The organism is Armatimonadota bacterium, assembly GCA_016789105.1.
In the GTDB taxonomy this organism is placed as follows: Bacteria; Armatimonadota; Fimbriimonadia; order Fimbriimonadales; family Fimbriimonadaceae; genus UphvI-Ar2.
In genome coordinates this window covers 405,847-422,735 of sequence record JAEURN010000004.1, presented here as the reverse complement: position 1 = coordinate 422,735, position 16,889 = coordinate 405,847, and the positions used below count along the sequence as shown (strand labels likewise).

Sequence of the window (16,889 nt, the reverse complement as noted above, 5' to 3'; positions counted from 1 at the left end):
AACCCCGGCCAGGAAGTGGCCGGGGCGTTTTTTTTCAACCTCAGAGCCAAGTTCATGACGAAACCTGACACGTTCTGCCTGGTCCGCTAAAACCCGGGAACTCTGAGGAGGTTTTGACTATGGTAATCCATTGCTGGGCACCACCTCCTTTTGTTTGTGAATTTGCCGCCGGAGCGACATATTTGTTGACGCCCCAACAAAGCGTGAAGTTGCAATCATTTGGAATCGGACTCATTGGAAATCTGGGTGGCTGCCGCAACATCCCGCTGGGCCGATCCTTCATCCATGCGCAGGCGATCCATCACCTCACCCAGTCCCAGAACCGTGGTCACCCGATAATAACCAGGGGCCACCTTCACCGAACAAACCATCAACCTCACGGGACCATCTTGCCAGAACCAATAGTCGGCGTTTGCCGAAGACACTTCGGCATGGGGCGCACCGTTGAACAGCCGGTAGCGGCTTACCATTTGCCCAACCTCATCTTTTGTCGACCGATTGAGCATGTCCAGGGCCAGGATGATGTCGTCTTCCTTGCCAACCAGGCTGACCGTCCGCTCCGGGGTTTCCCAGCCAAGCCCGGTGAATTCGGAACTCACGCCCGGGGGCAGTTCTTTGAGAGCAACCCCCTTTGAAGGCCGGCGGAACCCGCCAACGAGCGCCGTGTTCAATTTTTGGCCGAGCCTGATTTGGCTATCCTTGCTCATCAACGAAAGGTCGCTCGTCAAAGCGTCCCGCCCGATTTGAACCTCATCAAGCTCCAACTGCGGGGATCCACCTTTCCCGTTGATCGCCAAGCCGGAGACATCGCAACCCGCCAATGCGGCGCATGCCGCAACCAAGGCCCATCCGAGTCGGCGATCCATTCAATCCACGCTCAAAATCTTGTACTTTTGGGTGCCACCAGGGGTTTCGACTTCGATTGTCTCCCCAACCCCCTTTTCAACGCAGGCCGCGCCCATGGGCGATGCTATCGAAATCAAGTCGTTGGCTGGGTCGGCTTCAAAGGCCCCCACCAATTCAATTGTCATCTTGTCGCCCCATTCCAGGTCTTCCAAAACGACTTTGGATCCAAGGTGGGCCACTCCCTCGCGCTTTTCCACTGAGACGATCTTGGCATTGAGGATCACCCTGTCCAACTCAGCGATCCTTGCTTCCAGGCGGCTTTGGTTCAACTTCGCTTCGTGATACATGGCGTTTTCCCTGAGGTCACCATGGGACTTGGCCTCCCGAATGTTTTCGGCAATCCGGGCGCGTTCCGGCCCTTTCAGGAATTCGAGCTCCTTCTTCAGCTTGTCGTACCCTTCTTGAGAAAGCATCGTGTCGTTGGACATAACGAACCGCTTATTCTACTGCAAACAGTGTCAACCGGCTTCAAAGGTCAGGTGCGGACAGCCCGGGAATAGACCGCCTCAAGACGTTCCATCATCTGGTCGAAGGTGAATCGGTCGTGGATCAACTGGAGCGCATTGGATCCCATCCGAAGCCGGTCGTCGTCATTGGAAAGCATATAGCTCATCCCAGACCGGAAGTCCTCTGGAGTTTGTTCGGCCAAGAGCCCGGTTTCTTTATGGATAACAAGTTCATCCACGCCGCCGATCCTGGCCCCGACGACCGGGCGCTTTCGGGCCATGCTCTCCAGCACCGCCAATGGACAGGCTTCTGCCGAACTGGGGAGGATGGAAAATTCCATCGCATCCAGCAGGCGGGCAACATCACCACGGTTGCCCGTAAAGGTGACCCGCCCGCTCAAGTCCCTTTTTTCCACCAATTTGGCAAGGAAGTCGGCGAACTCACCCTCGTTCCGGCCGACGAACAGGATATGGGCATCGGGGTGCTCCTCCAAAAGGGATGGCAGGGCGTTGACCGCGATCAGATGCCCTTTTTCTTCGGCGACCCGCCCAACCAAGCCGATTAACCGCCGATTTGCAGGCAGGTTGAATTCTGTTTTGACGTCACGCTCTGCCTCGTATTGCATGTCGTGGAAATCGGTGCCGTTGTGGACGACATCGATGAACTCGGCCGGGACATGCGAGCCTTCCAAGAGCCCTTGGATGTAGTTGCTCACCGCAATCACGCGGTTCGATTTGCGGGCGGCAAGCCGGTAAACCAAATAATGCGTCTTGACGTGGACACTGCAAACCAGCGGGATGCCGTGGAGGGCGGTCGCCACCAGGCTAAGGTAAGCCGCACGGCTCAAGTGGGCGTGAACCAAATCGTACTGGCGTTCCCTGGCCAACCGGCTCAATTGGCGGAGGGCGGGGATCCCCCATCCCCCTTTCATATCGAACTGGTGAACCGTGACCCCGGTGCCGCCGAGTTCCTCCACAACCCAAGGGATAGGAGGCGAAGCGAAGTCCACCCTGTGCCCTTGAGACTGCAAACGGCGCGCCAACGCGAGCGAATGCTTTTCAGCCCCCGAAGTGGCTGAGCTGGATATGACTTGCAGTATCTTGAGCGCCTGCACCAAAACCGCCTGCCCGAGAGTGCCAGTATACCGGCCAGGCTACCCATCCCTCAGGCCGGATTATGGTTAAGCTTCGCGCATGGCAGTCCGGTTGGAGAAGGCATTGGAACTCCTCCGATCCTGGCCCGCATTTCGCGTTTTCCGCCACGCGGATTTTCGGTTGTTGTGGTTCGGTGCCCTAATCTCCTTCACCGGGTCGCAAATCCAAATGGTCGCCCAGGGCGCCTACGTTTATGAAGTGACCGGCCGCAAGACCGCCTTAGCTCTGGTGGCCGTGTTCGGCATGCTCCCCGTGACCATCCTCTCCCCGGTCATGGGCGCAGTAGTCGACCTGTTCGACCGTCGCAAGATCATCATCCTCACAAGCATTGCGTTGTTCCTGGCTACCGCCTACAACGCCTATGGGGCGTCGACTCACACCCTCACGATCATGCAAATCTATGCCGTCGCGCTCATCGGGGGCTTTGTCCAAACCGTGGAACCGACGTCCCGCCAAACCATCGTGCGCGAAGTCGTTGGAGACCAAGACCTGGCCCAGGCCGTGCCGCTCCAAGCCATGACCTTCAATATCGCTAAGTCGATCGGGCCAGCCATCGGCGGAATCCTGACCAGCGCCTTTGGGTTTGCAACCTGCTTTTGGGCTAACAGCATCAGCTTCCTTGCCATGACCTTCGCGGCGATGGCCATCAAGACCAAAACCGAGAAATCTGAACGGAGACCCCAGCCGATCAAAGACCTTATCTTTGAAGGGATGCTTTTCACCATGCGAAACCCTTCTCTGCGGATGCTTTTTTTGATGGAAGGGGCCCTCAGCCTATTCGGGATGCCCTACTTTTTTCAGATGCCGGCAATTGCAAAAGACTTTTTCCACCTTGATGAAGCCGGGCTTGGCGTCTGTTACACGGCCAATGGCCTCGGGGCGCTCACCGGATTGATCACCATTGCAACCCTGAGCGTCCGGCCGATCAAGACGCGCATCGTCCGATATGCCATGTCCACTTTTGCCGTGGCTTTGGCCGCACTTTGCGTCACCCGGAACTTTGCTTTGGCCCTTCCCCTCTTCGCAATCTTGGGTGCTTGTTCCATCTCCATGTTCAACACGACCAACACGCTGTTCCAGCTGATCTCTCCCGGCCAGTTGAGGGGTCGGGTGTTGAGCATGCACCTATGGGCCATCGCCGGACTCGCACCGCTCGGGAACCTTTGGATGGGCTGGATTGCCGACGCGTTCGGCCTTCCGGTGGCATTGGGGATTGGCGGAGCCTGTGTCGCCGCCGGCGCGGTTTTGGCCTTTGCCAACCGCAAAAAACTCATTGAACCAGTCGTAGTTTCCGAACCAGTAGAGCGCGAGGGTGGTGGAGCCCGATGACAGACTTGAACTGACGACCTACCGCTTACAAGGCGGTTGCTCTACCGCTGAGCTAATCGGGCACGATCCGGAAAAGTACCCGACCCGCCCATCCGGAGGCTGGGCGGGCCGGGCCGTTGGTACAAAACCTACTTTTTGCGGCGGGCCCGCGATTTGGCAAGCCGCGGGGAGCCATCGGGGCCATAGACCAGTTTGAACCCGGCCGGAACCTTGCTCAAAGCTTCTTTCAATTCCGCGGGGACATCGGCCGTCGTCCGGCTGCCGACGCGCCGACGCCGACGGGACTTCTTGAATTCGTTGGCCGCAGCTTCGGCGGCTTTGACATCTTCGACAACCGCAAAACTCTCATCGCCGCTCCGCAAGATTTCGGCGGCCGGCGGGATGTGGACGAAGAGATAGTTGTCACATTCGAGCAACCTCACTTCGAACGGGAGGACAACTTTGCGTTTGCCGACCCGCAGTGTCAAGGCACCTTCTTTGGGTGCGGTTTTAAGTTTCAGTGAGGCTTTGATTTGCTCGAGCGACTTTGCCATTGAATAAGTTCCTTGTGCACGGGGGCCACAATTCCAACGGCAGATTATGCCCGAGCATTTATTGAATTACAAGGGTTATTTGACCTATTTTTGATAAATCGCAATGTTATCGATCAATCTGACTCCTTTGAAACGAGCGGCAACTATGAGCCTGGAATCCTCGCCAATTTTCCGAGTCGGTACCATCGTCAATGGATCTACAAGTTCCAGATAGTCAACTGAGAAGCCTAATGTTGCCAGCTCGGCCATACCAGTCGATATGGATTCGGCAATATCGCCTCCTTCCTCGCTGATTGCCCCGGCAACATTTTTCAAAACCATTGGCAACTGAGCGGCTGCCTCTCGGTCTTCCGGTGAAAAATACGCGTTGCGGCTACTCAAGGCTAAGCCACTTGGTTCGCGGACTGTTTCCAAAAGCCTTATGTCCACCGGCAGGCATAGGTCGCGAACCATCGTCCGGACTACAGCACATTGTTGGAGATCTTTGAGCCCGAAATAGGCCCTTGTCGGCAAGACGATGCCAAACAAACGCGCAACAATGGTCGCCACGCCATCGAAATGGCCGGGTCGCAGTTGGCCCTCATATTGGTCTGAAACACCAGATACCGTGACCTTAGTAGATAAACCATGCACCATTTCTGCGGGATCTGGGCAAAACATCGCTGCGATCCCGGCCGATTCCGCCACATCGAGGTCTGCCGCCTCGTTCCGAGGATATTTTTCCAAATCTTCATTCGGGCCAAACTGCAAGGGATTCACAAAAATGCTCCCCACACCGACTTCGTTCTCAGAAGAAGCCGCCACCATCAACGCATGGTGGCCAGCATGCAGGGCCCCCATGGTTGGGACAAATCCTACTTCGCCCACTGACGACCGGTAAGCGCGGAATTCGGCGATTGTCCGCAAGACTTTCAAAAACTGTTCTCCGGCCCGGGGAACCGATTCTCCCTGACTTCCAGACAATAGACACTGAGACCTTCCAAGAATAGTGATCTTGCGTCCACATATCTTTTTGAATGTTTGAAAACTTTTTCGCCGAGACCAAGCACGTCGTGCCACACCTGGATCTCCCCGTCACAGTGCGGCCCAGCCCCGATACCCACCGTTGGGCAAGAAACCGATTGGGTGATTTGAGCAGAGAGCGCAGCCGGCATGAGTTCCAAAACAATCCCGAACGCGCCCGCTGCATCCAGCCGCTGGGCGGTGTCGACGATCGCTTCCCCATCCTCACGGCCCTGCACGCGGAATCCGCCAAAGCCGTGGACACTTTGGGGGGTGAAACCAACGTGGCCCATCACTGGGATGCCTGCTTTGGAAATGGCCTTGATGGCTTCCGGGTAGTCCCCTTCCAATTTCACGCCTTCGGCCCCTTGCTTCATCAAGTACACCGCAGAATCGACTGCTTGGGCAACCGACGACTGGTAACTGCCAAACGGCAGGTCGGCAACCAGCAGTGCATTCTCAGCGCCCCTCCGGACCGCCCGCACGTGATAACCCATGTCTTCCAAACTGACGGGGATCGTCGTGGGGTGCCCTTGGATGACGTTGCCGAGCGAATCGCCGACAAGGATGAGGTCAACCCCTGCGCCATCGGCAATCTCCGCTGACATCACGTCGTAGGCAGTGAGGCAAACGATGCGGGTTTGGCCCTTCATCGCTCGGATGCTCGGGGCGGTGCGCTTTACGGACATCCGCCTGATGTTATCAGAAGCCGCCGAGTTGGCTCAGGAACCCGCCGCCGACGTCTCCCTGGATTCCAAACCACTTGCGGGTTTGGTATTTGTTGCAAATGTCGTTCACTTGGTCGTCGGTCTGTTTTGCCAACTGGTCGATCCGGCCGCCGGAAGTGCCTTGCATTTTGGTCAGGGCGGCAATGGCTTTGTCTGGCGATTCGCTGGCCATGTCGACGGCTTCCAAAATCTCGACGATCATCGCCCCGGTTTCGCCAAGCGCCTGGGCATAACTAGCCTGGATCGGCTTGCATTCGTCTGGCGGTGGGTAACTCAAAAAGAAATCGTTCAATTGCTTCCACTGTTCCCTCTTTTTGCCCGCATCGACAACCAAAGAGTCTTTGTCGGGCTGCTTCTCATCGATCGGGATTGGGGATTCGTCGGGAGAAAATAGCCCTTTCATCGCGTCCGTAATGCTGCTCGTCTTCATCTTGGTCATCATCACCGTCAGCTCGCCAATCTGGTCGCCGGCCATGGATTTGCGCATGTTCTCGGTTTTCCGGAGGTGCTCCAACCAATTGTAAACATCGTCCGGCATGCGGATCGCTTCTTGCGGCTTGGGGAGCGCCGGCTCGTTCTTGATGGCTTCCAAAGGCAACGCGGGGCTAGGGTCGCCCGGAACCGAGGGCAACACCGATTGGTTGCCAGCCACTTGCGGCAAAACCTTGGACTGCGGCCCAAGCAACCCGAGGGCCGCCATCCCCCCGCCGATCAGGAGCAACGTGGCCAAAACCCCGATGCCGATCCCCAGGCCCAGCATCGACCGCTTGGACTGGGCGGCATAAGGGTCAACGGGTTGTGGTTGCATGGGTCTCCTATCGGATTAGACGCCAGAAACAGTGAGAGGTTGCCCAGATTCACCACCCTGGCAACAGTTCCAGGATTCTCTTGAAATCGACAAACGACTGTGGAATATGGTTGGCATCGGACTAACAAACCTGCAACATTCGCGGGCAAAAATCGTCCAATCCCTTAGAAGGAAAACGAAATGGCCAATGTCAGCCCCAACCATCCGCTCGCGCTGATGATGGCCGACCTCGTCCATGAGCAGGTCGGCCTCCACATCGGATCCGTGCCCACCTTTGCCGAGGAGTACCTTGCCAGCCTCCTCCTCGATTTCATCCGAACTGACCGACTCTATTCCATCCGCGATTCATCAGGGCAACCCGTGACTTCCGTTATCGAGATGGTCTCGGAAGGCGATGTGCGGCTCCGTGCGGATTCGTTTGAACGGGAGCGCGAAGTGCACAAGCACATCGGCGACTTCATCTTGTTTTGGACGGGCATCTATCCGGATCACTTGCGCAAGTTCCGGCTGGGAGTGCTGGATGACGTCCAGTGCGACTATTCCCGCCAAGGCCGGGAAAGCTACCACGTGGTCAGTACGTTCGACCATCCACCTTACGACCGCGAATCGGCACTGTTCGAGACCTTGAGCGAAGGGTTCGAAGAATTTGCCTTTGTTTTGCGCCAAGTCGGCCGGCGATCCGGTCTTTACGCGGCCTGAGGCCTGGCGGACGGCATCTCAGTATTGAGGAACCGGCGGCTGGCAAAACCGACCATCCCGGCCAACGCCATCCCCACCCCCATGGCGATCAGGCATTTTTCAATACCGAGCCACGTGAGCAACGGCCCGATCGCCAATACCCCGAGCGGGTTCATAGCTTGGCTGAGCATCGACCACGTTGAATTGACCCGGCCTCGGAGCGCATCGGGGACAGCCAACTGGAGATAACTCTGCAAAGGGATGATGATGAGCGGCAGGAACAACGCACAAACCGCATTGATGATAAGCATGCTCCAATAGGGGCGGCAAAAGGCCATCGCGGCGACAGCCCCGCCAAGTCCCAAGTGCCCGGCAATGATCCACCGGCCAGGTCGGGCAATCGTCATGCGGCCCACGGCAAGGCTCGCAAAGACCATAGGCGCGGCAAAGGCGAGTTCGATCCAAGCCAACGTCTGATAGCCGCCGCCATACCAAGCGCGGTTGAATGCCAGATAAACGACAAAGAATCCAGAGACCGCCAGGGTACTCAGCATGTTGACGGGCAGCGCCAGGCGGATCAGGGGGTCTTGCGACACCGCCGCCAGTCCCTCGCGCATGTCTGCGACGACCCTCTTCGCTACGCCGCCCGGCTCGCCAGAAGGCACTTCACCGCGCAAAGGCGCAAGATTCGGCAACCGCGACACAAAAAACGCCGAAACCAAAAACGTTGCTGAATTGAATGCGACGGAAGTCAGAAAGAAGAGGTTGGGCGCTGCCAGGTAAAGCGCGCCGAGCCCCACCGCCGATACGGCCATCCCGACCATCATCACCGTTTGCCGGGTTGCTTCGTTCAAAGCGTTTGCGGCGACCACGTCGCCCGGCGGCACCAAACGGGGCACGGATGCCGAGCGGGCGGGGAAAAACACTGTGTTGACCGTGGAAAGAAGGAACGCCGCCACGAGCAAAACCCATACCGGGGGGTTTGGCTCTTTGAGCGCATACATCGCAAGACCAAACGTGATGGCTGCACTCATGTAGTCGGCAAACAGCATCAAAAACCGGCGATCCACCCGGTCTGCCAAGACTCCGGCAAGAGGGCCGAACACGACAAACGGGATCGCCCCGGCCGCCCCGACCAAGCCGACCATCCGCGGATCTTTGCTCACGTGGTCGGCCATGTACAAAAACACGAGCCAGTAGAGGGAATCGCCAAGTTGCGAAACCGTTTGGCCGATCCACAGGTTGCGGAACGGCCGGTGCCGGAGCACCGCAAAAGAAACCAAGGAAAATCCTCCTTGCGGCGAGCTCGCCGCGTCAGTCGTTCAGGCTCGCGGCGTAACCTTCTGCCGAAAGCAAGCCATCGAGTCCGCTTGCATCGTCGAGTTTGACTTTGACAAGCCACCCTTCCCCGTATGGGTCAGAGTTGACAAGTTCGCTTTGGGCACCGAGCGACCCGTTCGTTTCAACCACTTCCCCAGCGAACGGCGCATAGACGTCGCTGACGGTTTTCACGCTTTCTACGGTGCCGAATCCTTCTTCGGCGCTCAGGTGGCGACCGACTTCTGGCAGGTCGACAAACACCACGTCCCCCATCTCGCTTTGGGCATGGTCGGTGATCCCGATCACGGCCACATCGCCTTCGACGCGCACCCATTCGTGCGATTTCGTGTATTTCAGATCACCCGGTATGTTCACAAAGGCGGTTTTACCCAACGCGGTACGCTCTCCCCCGGTGATGAAGGTCGATTTTGTGACGCTTTTCCCAGAGATGGTGCTGCCAGCGGTGGGGCACAGCATCATGGCGCGCGCGGCCGCTTCGGGGGCGGTCACCTTTGGCACACAAAACCCAAGGGACTTTGCCACTGATGCCCATCGCACTGTCGACGACTCGCCCTATGGCGGCGGGCCGGGCATGGTTCTGATGGCCCCATTGGTGGCCGCAGCGGTCGAATCGTGCCAACCCGGCCCAGGTGCTGTCGTTATCCTCACCGACCCCGCCGGAACGCCTTTCCGGCAATTCCATGCCGAAGAATTGGCGCAAGCCGGCCACCTCATCTTGATCTGCGGGCATTACGAAGGGGTGGATGAGAGGGTCGCCACTCAGGTCGCAACCCACGTTTTCAGCATCGGGGATTTTGTCTTGACGGGGGGAGAAATCCCTGCCCTTGCCATCGCCGACAGCGTCATTCGGCTGCTGCCTGGTGTCTTGGGCTCGGCAGAAAGCCACCAGGACGACTCCCACTCCAACGACGGGTTGCTCGGATTCCCCCTCTACACCCGGCCGGCTGAGTTCCGAGGGGAACCTGTCCCCGAAGTCCTCCGCTCGGGCGACCACAAGAAAATCGCCGAATGGCGCCGCCGACAACAGCTCATCCGTACAAAAATGCGGCGGCCGGACCTATTCGCCCGGGCGGACCTGCATCCTTCCGACCTTGATTTGCTATAATCCCTCTCTGGCCTTGCGGCCCACCCCCACATCGGAGAACAGATTCAAATGTCCAAACAGGCCATCCTGGAAAGCGTCGCCGCCCCCCACATCAAGGGCGAACTGCCCGTCATCAAACCCGGCGACACCGTCCGCGCCCATGTCAAAGTCCGTGAAGGCGGCAAAGAGCGCATCCAGGTCTTTGAAGGGCTCGTCATCGCCATGAAGAACGGCGGCATCGCCCGCAACGTCACCATCCGCAAAATCAGCAACGGGGTCGGGGTCGAACGGACCCTGCCGCTGCACAGCCCCAACGTGGAGAAATTCGAAGTGCTGCGCCACGGAAAAGTTCGCCGCGCCAAACTCTATTACATCCGGGGCAAAGTCGGGAAGGCAGCCCGCATCGCCGAAAAACGGTAGCCTGCCATGGATTTGCTGGTCGGTCAATTGTTGGCACAAAGCCAACCGGGCGGGATGGTCGTCATTGTCGACAAGATCGCCCGGACCCCGATCAGCCAAATCATCATTTTCGCGGTGGCGCTTACGGTCATCCGGCTGGGGCTCTTCAAATACCTCAAAGATACGCCGATCCACTTGCGAACCGGGATCTACCCCACGCTGCGCACAATCAACGACCTTTCCGATGCGCTGATCTATGCCGCCGTCGTGGTGTTCATGTTGGTCAGGCCATTCGGCATCCAGACCTTCTATATCCCATCGCCATCGATGGTGGACACGTTGCGGACCAACGACTTCATCGTCGCCAACAAGTTCATCTACCGAGTCAGCAACCCCAAATTCGGCGACATCATCGTCTTTAAGCCACCGGTTTACGCGCGCACCAAAGACCAGCCCGATGCCGACTTCATCAAACGGTGTCTGGGGACGCCGGGAGACCTCATTGAAATGAAGGATTGGCAGCTCTACCGCAACGGAAAGCCGGTGGAAGAGCCTTACAAAACAATCAGCAATCCTGCGGTCGGCAACGAACTCCCGCTGCCCAAAGACGAATGGCAGCCCTACATCGACGAACAAGAAGACTTCAAGCTCGTCGATTCAGACGTTTACAAAACAACCGACCCGACAACCCCCGGCAACCCGACCGGAGTGATCCCCGTCGTCTTCGAAGGCGATATCTGGGCGCCGCGGGGCGGGTCGCGCTTCCCCATCACTTGGGTGGACGACCCCAGGCAGATCAAAGACCTCCCCGCCGTCCGCATCCCCAAGGACTACTATTTGATGATCGGCGACAACCGGAACGGATCCAACGATGGTCGCTATTGGGGGCTCATCCACCGTTCGGCGATCGTCGGACGGGCGGAATTCACTTGGTTGCCGCTCGCCCGGGCCAAGCGCCTGGACAACCCGTTCCACTAGCGGGATTTGAGAAACGCCCGCCAATCCCAAAGTTCTGGGTCGTCGCTGAGCCGCAGGGGTTGCGGAGCCCCCACCCGGGACGCCAACGCCTTGATGATCCGGATTTGAGACCCGATGAGGCCCGGATCCCCAAAAGGCTTGGTGATGGCACAGGCCGCGCAAACTGCACGACGGTTGATCGGCCGGTTTCACCCCGAACCTAGGTGGTCGAATGTTGCGGCCGGGTTTCCGCAGCAGGCACACAAGCCGCCGGATTTTGCGAGAAACCTCTCCATATCCGACCGGGAAACAAGCGAAACCCGCAACGGGTAGCCGCCCCCAATCAAGTGCCAGAGCTTTTGGCCAAGCGCGATCTGTCGATCGGGCTCGGCCAAACCGCCAGACTTGCCGGCGGCCCGGAACTGCCGGACAAACGCCGACTCCTCCTTGCACCAGGTGCCGCAATAGGGTGACCTTGGTTGGCCCGGGGATTCGACACAATTGGGGCACAGTTCGGGTGGCCCGGACTTCGGGCCCTCCATCTCAGGCTGCACCTTGAGAAACCACCCAACCGTCGCCCGGGCGGCTTCCTCTTGAGACTGCCCTGCCGTCCATTCCGGCAGACTTGTGAGATCCATCGGTTTGCAGACTACCTACGGGCGCTTGGCGATCAAGTCCACCGGTGCCCGTACTTTGGCCATGGAACGGCGTCTTAGCGCTCGGTGGCCCATCGTTGCAATTTTGAACTTGATTTGCCGTCTGTCACTGGCCCAGCGTGGTGGCTCTCATCCCGCCCTGCTCATCAATACCCAACGAGATTACACCGGGAATGTGGCCGCTATCTTAATCCCGATTTGTCGGCCAAATCGGCGGGGAATGGGCAATACCCAACTATAGAGTTTACTGATGACGGCAACGTCAAAAACGATGTTCTCAAGGCCGTTTATGTACACGGTAAAACCGTCGCAGTCAGCGTCCGGCTTGCGGATTACCTGAACTCTCCGGATTCCATTGTCGGTTCCTCGAATTTGTTATCAACATTCTGGACTAGGTAGATTCATGGCGTGAAAATCGCGGTGGTCGGGGCAGGGGTGATGGGCTTGAACGCTGCTTTGACCGCCCAGGAGCGCGGGCACGAAACCAACGTCTTTGAGCAGTTCGAGCCGATGCACACCCAGGGGTCTTCACACGGGCGGTCGCGCATCATCCGGCTTGATTACCCCGACCCGTTCTATCTCAAAATCATGCTCGAGGGATATCCGCTCTGGAAATCGCTGAACCAAAGGCTCGGTGTCCAGGTCTTCCACGAGTGCGGGATCTTTACGTTTGGCGACCCTGACCACCCCGACCTCCAAACCCTGGAACAGGGTCTGATCGAACAAAACATCCACTACGACAAAACCGGGCCCGGGCAAAGCCACTTCCCGGCTCTGCACCTGGATGAGGAGGAAATTGCCATCCACAACCCCGTTGCTGGCTGGGTTGATGCCGATTTGTTTAGAACTTATGCCCGAACTTGTATTTTAGATCATGGCGGCGCATGGAACTCAATCAAGATCGAACGCCCCGAATCCCTTGTCGGATCATTCGATTCCGTCATTGTCACGGCCGGGAGTTGGGCCAAGAAAATGTTTAACCTCCCGCTGACCGTCACCGCCCAAACGTTCGCCTATCTGCAAGTGCCGAACCCAAAGCACCACACTAAGGTTTGGATAGAAACCGGGGAGCACGGGATCTACGGGTTCCCTCCCGAAAGCATTGACCGGCCACTGATCAAGTTCGGGGTTCATTCATCCGGCGACGAAGTCGATCCGGACGACCCGGCCCGGCCAGTCTCGGAAGAAAAGTTGTGGCTTCTGCGGGATTTCGCCCAGCGCCGCTTCGCCATCCCAAATCCGGAGCTCACCGGACCGCAAGCCTGCCTCTATTCGCGGACTTCCACCGAAGATTTCTTGTGGGGACAAATCGGTGGCAACCTGTTCTGGGCGTCCCCCTGCTCCGGCCACGGGTTCAAATTCGGGCCATGGATGGGCGAGCGGCTCGTTGATTTCGCCGAGGGCAAGCTCTTGCCGCAGGATTTCCCGCGTTTTTGCCTCCCTTAGCGCAAGCCGTATCGACGGCCCTTCCAGGCCACACCCTTTCGCACGGCAAAAACTGATGCCCACTGCGTGATTCCAGCGGACGCCACGCTCACCGGGAACAGGGGCAGGCACCACCATGGCAAACGGGTGGCTCGCAGTGTCGCGGCAAAAGAAACCAGCCCGAAAATCGCGGCGAACGGGTTCAGGAACACCACGGCGGCCAAGCCCCATAACAACACCCCCAATGCCAATGCCCCCCAAACTCGGCCCGTCACCCAAAACGAGTTTTTCAACATCCCCTTCCAGGCTTCGCCGATATCCCGGTACATGCGGACGCTGAGCACAGCCGAGGCGTCTACCGTGGCCACCGGGACTCCCAACCGGGCAAGCAACCGGCCAATCTGGATATCTTCCAAAACTTCCCCCTTGCAGGTTTCGTGCGGGTTGATTTCAAAGTAACGCGCCGGATCCCAAAGGACAAATTGCCCGTTTGTGAACCGCGCATGGCCCAAGCCACTGGACTGGATAAGCCCAAAAGGGATCGTCCCCAAAAGGATCCATGGGACCCAAACCAGGTAGGCCGGTTCCGGGAACTTCCCGGACAGCATCTTGGGGAATGCAGTGACGACGGGACATTGTTTCCCGAACTTTTGCGCCAGGTCTAGCAAGGCCCCGCCAAATCCCGGCTCCACCCGTGTGTCCGCATCCAAGAAAAGCCACCAGCTGCTTGGGCTGATTTCGGCCGCCACTTTGGCCAATTGCCAGCAAGCATGGTTCTTTCCCGTCCACCCCGGAGGCAGATCGGTGTGCCCCCTCACCACCGTGGCCCCGAGTTCCCGGGCAACCTCTCCTGTCCCATCCGTGGAGCCGTCGTCATAGACGACGACCAATTCGCACTCCTGTACCAACTGGGGGAGCAGGGCCTTGAGGTTATCGACCTCGTCTCGCGCCGGGATCAGCACAGTGCCGAACTTTTCACCGCGCGGCTTTGCCCGAGGGATCAAAAAGAAATTCAATAGTGAAATGAATGCGATTAGGAACCAGACTGCCGTCAGAACCCATACCGCCCATTCCATAGGACAATTCTAGCTGGTGGCTGAGGCAGTATCCTTCCAAGTCGTATTCATCTGATGTCCAGTATGCGGTTATCAACGGATCAAAAGGTCTATCTCGTGCTCGTGGCGTCGGCTTCTGCCGGTACCTTCGCCACGTTTGTGACGGGGATCCAACCGGGGATCATCGCCCCGGTTTTGAGCGCCTTGATCATCCTAGTCGGGAATTTTGCGGTGTTCCGGGCCGCAGCCTCCGCGATCGGAAAAGTCCACGCTGTCCAAGGTCTCGGGGCGGTCCTCACCGTCGGGATTCTTTCGGAACTTCTGGGTCTCTATACTGGTTTTCCCTTTGGAACTTACCGTTATAATGAAGCTTGGGCCCCCGTCCTCCCAATGCCCGGCAACCACTTTTTCCCGCTGATGCTCCCCCTGGCTTGGACGATGGTGGTTGGTGCGGCCAGCCTTTCCGCCAGCCGAGCCGCCGAACCGTTCAGCCGCCGTGCCTGGTTGATTTCGGTTTTGTCCGTTGCATTATTGGCGACAGCGGTCGATTTTGCCATGGAGCCCGTCATGGTCGATGCGCTCGGATACTGGACATGGCGGGGGCCAACCCACGGGTTTTCTGCCCCTTGGCAAAATGCCGTCGGTTGGTTTTTCGTGTCGGCAATCGGCTGCCTGCCGCTAACGGCCCGGCTCGCCGGCGCGAAGAATAAAATCGAATCTGGTGCCGGCACGCTGGTTTTGGCCGGGCACCTTGTTGTCATGTCTGCTGTTGCCGCTACCCACACCCATGTTGGGAACTCTCGAATGACTCTCGTCGGGGTTGCCGTCCTTTCATACCTTTGGATCAGCCAGGCCATGAAGGGCCTCTTGCAACGGAAAAAGTCGGAGGTTCCGGTTGGGTAAGAGGGTAGCGGTCATCGGGGCCGGGCTCGGTGGGCTGGCAACTGCCGCAAGGTTGGCTTACAGAGGCCACCATGTCACGGTTTTTGAACAAACCGACCAAGTCGGGGGGCGGAACCGGAGGGAGCAAGTCGGGGACTGCCGGTTTGACGGCGGGCCGACCTTGTTGATGATGCTCGACCCGTTCCGGAAACTCTACGCCGACCTCGGCGAGAGACTGGAAGACCACCTGGAACTCACGCTCTGCGACCCGAGCTACCGGGTGTTCTTTCGCAACGCACCCCCATTTGACGGCACTCCCAACGTTGCCCGGATGGTCGCCCAAATCGAGTCGCAGATGAACCGGCAGGACGCCGAAAAATACCCAGGTTTCCTGGGCGAGCTCGCCGAACTCTACCGGGCTGCCATCCCAAACTTCGTCCGCAACAACTACCGTTCCCCTTTCGATGTCATCCACCCGGCTCAGGTGGCCAGGGTCCTGAGGCATGGGATGCTGGGCAACCTGGCAAAACGCGTGGAGCAGACGTTCCAAGACCCAAGGCTCCACCAACTCTTCACCTTCCAATCGATGTACCTCGGGCTCTCCCCATACGATGCCCCCGCGGTTTATGGATCGCTGACCTACATGGAGTACGGCGAGGGCATTTGGTATCCCCGGGGAGGGTTGCCAATGGTTTCCGAATCCGTGGCGCGGCTTGCCCAACAGGCGGGGGCAGAAATCCGGCTGCGGACACCGGTTGCCTCCATAGAATCCGATGGGCTAACCCTGGACAACGGCGAGCGGTTCCTGGCCGATATCGTTGTTTCAAACGCCGATCTGCCCACAACCCAGAAGAAATTAGAGAAAGCCGCGGCCCCCAAACCGCTAAGGAACTCCTGTTCGGCCTTTTGCCTCTATATCGATTATGCCGGGGCACTCCCCGAGCTGCTTCACCACAACGTCGTCTTCGGCGCCGATTACCGCGGGAATTTCGAATCGCTTTTCACCCGGCTCGAGCTTCCGGATGACCCGGCGTTCTATTGCTCGGTCAGTTGTAAAACGGACCCCCAATGCGCACCGGAGGGGAGCTCTAACCTGTTTATCTTGATCCCAGCTCCGAACCTCGACCATGATTGGTCGGACGATGATGCCGAGACATTGAAGCAAAAGGCATTTGCACGCCTTGCCGAGATCTCATCGTTCGACCCTGGCCTTGTGCGCCAAGTCAAAGAACGCACCCCGCGGGACTGGCATTCTGAGCTCGCCCTTGACCAAGGCGCCGCGTTTGGCATTAGCCACGACCTGTTCCAAAGCGCATTTTTCCGCCCGCGCAACCGGAGCCGTTCTCAAAAGAACCTCTACTATGTCGGCGCGTCAACCGCACCGGGAAACGGGTTGCCCATGGTGTTGATTTCAGCGGAATTGCTGGAACAACGCTTGGTGCTCGACGGGCAAATCGCGCCTGGAGTGGAGCCCAATCCAGCCATGGGGGCCACACCATGAACCA

At 58.3% G+C, this 16,889-nt stretch carries 19 protein-coding genes and 1 tRNA gene; 8 read left to right on the top strand and 12 right to left on the bottom strand.

Features of this window, described 5'->3' with window-relative positions:
* Window positions 1-215: 215 nt before the first annotated feature.
* From JNM28_05005 to JNM28_04995, 3 genes are read right to left on the bottom strand one after another with little or no spacing between them, the layout of a single operon-like run.
* The gene (locus JNM28_05005) at window positions 216-866 is read right to left on the bottom strand and encodes a hypothetical protein (protein MBL8067786.1); all 651 of its coding nucleotides are present in this window, start codon (window positions 864-866) and stop codon (window positions 216-218) included.
* The gene (gene greA, locus JNM28_05000; protein ID MBL8067785.1) at window positions 867-1,334 is read right to left on the bottom strand and encodes a transcription elongation factor GreA; all 468 of its coding nucleotides are present in this window, start codon (window positions 1,332-1,334) and stop codon (window positions 867-869) included.
* 47 nt (window positions 1,335-1,381) lie between these two features.
* The gene (locus tag JNM28_04995) at window positions 1,382-2,395 is read right to left on the bottom strand and encodes a glycosyltransferase family 4 protein (GenBank protein MBL8067784.1); all 1,014 of its coding nucleotides are present in this window, start codon (window positions 2,393-2,395) and stop codon (window positions 1,382-1,384) included.
* Between the two features lie 151 nt (window positions 2,396-2,546).
* Between JNM28_04995 and JNM28_04990 the strand changes: the two genes are divergently transcribed.
* A complete protein-coding gene (locus JNM28_04990; protein MBL8067783.1) occupies window positions 2,547-3,836 on the top strand; it encodes an MFS transporter in 1,290 nt (429 codons plus the stop codon).
* Here the strand turns inward: JNM28_04990 and JNM28_04985 are convergent.
* From JNM28_04985 to JNM28_04965, 5 genes are all read right to left on the bottom strand, one after another.
* A tRNA-Thr gene (locus JNM28_04985) sits at window positions 3,824-3,898 on the bottom strand. The two genes, JNM28_04990 and JNM28_04985, sit on opposite strands and share 13 nt — an antisense overlap.
* Window positions 3,899-3,964: 66 nt before the next feature.
* Entirely contained in the window at window positions 3,965-4,369 is a 405-nt protein-coding gene (locus JNM28_04980) for a hypothetical protein (GenBank protein MBL8067782.1), read from the bottom strand.
* Window positions 4,370-4,453: 84 nt separating this feature from the next.
* Window positions 4,454-5,284 carry a pantoate--beta-alanine ligase gene (locus JNM28_04975; protein ID MBL8067781.1) on the bottom strand — a complete coding sequence of 277 codons (831 nt, stop codon included), beginning with the start codon at window positions 5,282-5,284 and terminating at the stop codon, window positions 4,454-4,456.
* Entirely contained in the window at window positions 5,281-6,060 is a 780-nt protein-coding gene (gene panB, locus JNM28_04970) for a 3-methyl-2-oxobutanoate hydroxymethyltransferase (protein MBL8067780.1), read from the bottom strand. The genes JNM28_04975 and panB overlap by 4 nt, the downstream gene beginning before the upstream one ends.
* Before the next feature lie 13 nt (window positions 6,061-6,073).
* Window positions 6,074-6,907 carry a hypothetical protein gene (locus JNM28_04965; GenBank protein ID MBL8067779.1) on the bottom strand — a complete coding sequence of 278 codons (834 nt, stop codon included), beginning with the start codon at window positions 6,905-6,907 and terminating at the stop codon, window positions 6,074-6,076.
* A gap of 180 nt (window positions 6,908-7,087) precedes the next feature.
* On the opposite strand from JNM28_04965, the gene JNM28_04960 reads away from it, so the two are divergent.
* Window positions 7,088-7,606: a hypothetical protein gene (locus JNM28_04960; GenBank protein MBL8067778.1), complete on the top strand. Its 519-nt coding sequence runs from the start codon at window positions 7,088-7,090 to the stop codon at window positions 7,604-7,606.
* On the opposite strand, the gene JNM28_04955 is transcribed toward JNM28_04960, so the two are convergent.
* Both JNM28_04955 and gcvH read right to left on the bottom strand, forming a co-directional pair.
* On the bottom strand, window positions 7,594-8,868 hold the full coding sequence (locus tag JNM28_04955) for an MFS transporter (GenBank protein ID MBL8067777.1): 1,275 nt from the start codon (window positions 8,866-8,868) through the stop codon (window positions 7,594-7,596). The two genes, JNM28_04960 and JNM28_04955, sit on opposite strands and share 13 nt — an antisense overlap.
* A gap of 31 nt (window positions 8,869-8,899) precedes the next feature.
* A complete protein-coding gene (gene gcvH, locus JNM28_04950) occupies window positions 8,900-9,280 on the bottom strand; it encodes a glycine cleavage system protein GcvH (protein ID MBL8067776.1) in 381 nt (126 codons plus the stop codon).
* 40 nt (window positions 9,281-9,320) lie between these two features.
* On the opposite strand from gcvH, the gene trmD reads away from it, so the two are divergent.
* Genes trmD through lepB form a run of 3 tightly spaced genes read left to right on the top strand, consistent with a single transcriptional unit; the run spans window position 9,321 to window position 11,387 of the window.
* Window positions 9,321-10,031, top strand: a complete 711-nt coding sequence (trmD, locus tag JNM28_04945; protein MBL8067775.1) for a tRNA (guanosine(37)-N1)-methyltransferase TrmD — start codon at window positions 9,321-9,323, stop codon at window positions 10,029-10,031.
* 48 nt (window positions 10,032-10,079) lie between these two features.
* Window positions 10,080-10,430 (top strand): 50S ribosomal protein L19, encoded by a 351-nt coding sequence (gene rplS, locus JNM28_04940; protein ID MBL8067774.1) that lies wholly within the window; start codon window positions 10,080-10,082, stop codon window positions 10,428-10,430.
* Between the two features lie 6 nt (window positions 10,431-10,436).
* Window positions 10,437-11,387 carry a signal peptidase I gene (gene lepB / locus JNM28_04935; GenBank protein MBL8067773.1) on the top strand — a complete coding sequence of 317 codons (951 nt, stop codon included), beginning with the start codon at window positions 10,437-10,439 and terminating at the stop codon, window positions 11,385-11,387.
* A 188-nt stretch (window positions 11,388-11,575) separates the two neighbouring features.
* On the opposite strand, the gene JNM28_04930 is transcribed toward lepB, so the two are convergent.
* Window positions 11,576-12,004 (bottom strand): hypothetical protein, encoded by a 429-nt coding sequence (locus tag JNM28_04930; protein MBL8067772.1) that lies wholly within the window; start codon window positions 12,002-12,004, stop codon window positions 11,576-11,578.
* A 426-nt stretch (window positions 12,005-12,430) separates the two neighbouring features.
* On the opposite strand from JNM28_04930, the gene JNM28_04925 reads away from it, so the two are divergent.
* A complete protein-coding gene (locus JNM28_04925; protein MBL8067771.1) occupies window positions 12,431-13,468 on the top strand; it encodes an FAD-dependent oxidoreductase in 1,038 nt (345 codons plus the stop codon).
* Here the strand turns inward: JNM28_04925 and JNM28_04920 are convergent.
* A complete protein-coding gene (locus tag JNM28_04920) occupies window positions 13,465-14,523 on the bottom strand; it encodes a glycosyltransferase (GenBank protein ID MBL8067770.1) in 1,059 nt (352 codons plus the stop codon). The genes JNM28_04925 and JNM28_04920 overlap by 4 nt on opposite strands.
* A 63-nt stretch (window positions 14,524-14,586) precedes the next feature.
* On the opposite strand from JNM28_04920, the gene JNM28_04915 reads away from it, so the two are divergent.
* Window positions 14,587-15,405: a carotenoid biosynthesis protein gene (locus JNM28_04915; GenBank protein ID MBL8067769.1), complete on the top strand. Its 819-nt coding sequence runs from the start codon at window positions 14,587-14,589 to the stop codon at window positions 15,403-15,405.
* Window positions 15,398-16,885 (top strand): phytoene desaturase, encoded by a 1,488-nt coding sequence (gene crtI / locus JNM28_04910; protein ID MBL8067768.1) that lies wholly within the window; start codon window positions 15,398-15,400, stop codon window positions 16,883-16,885. The genes JNM28_04915 and crtI overlap by 8 nt, the downstream gene beginning before the upstream one ends.
* The last annotated feature ends 4 nt before the right edge of the window (window positions 16,886-16,889 follow it).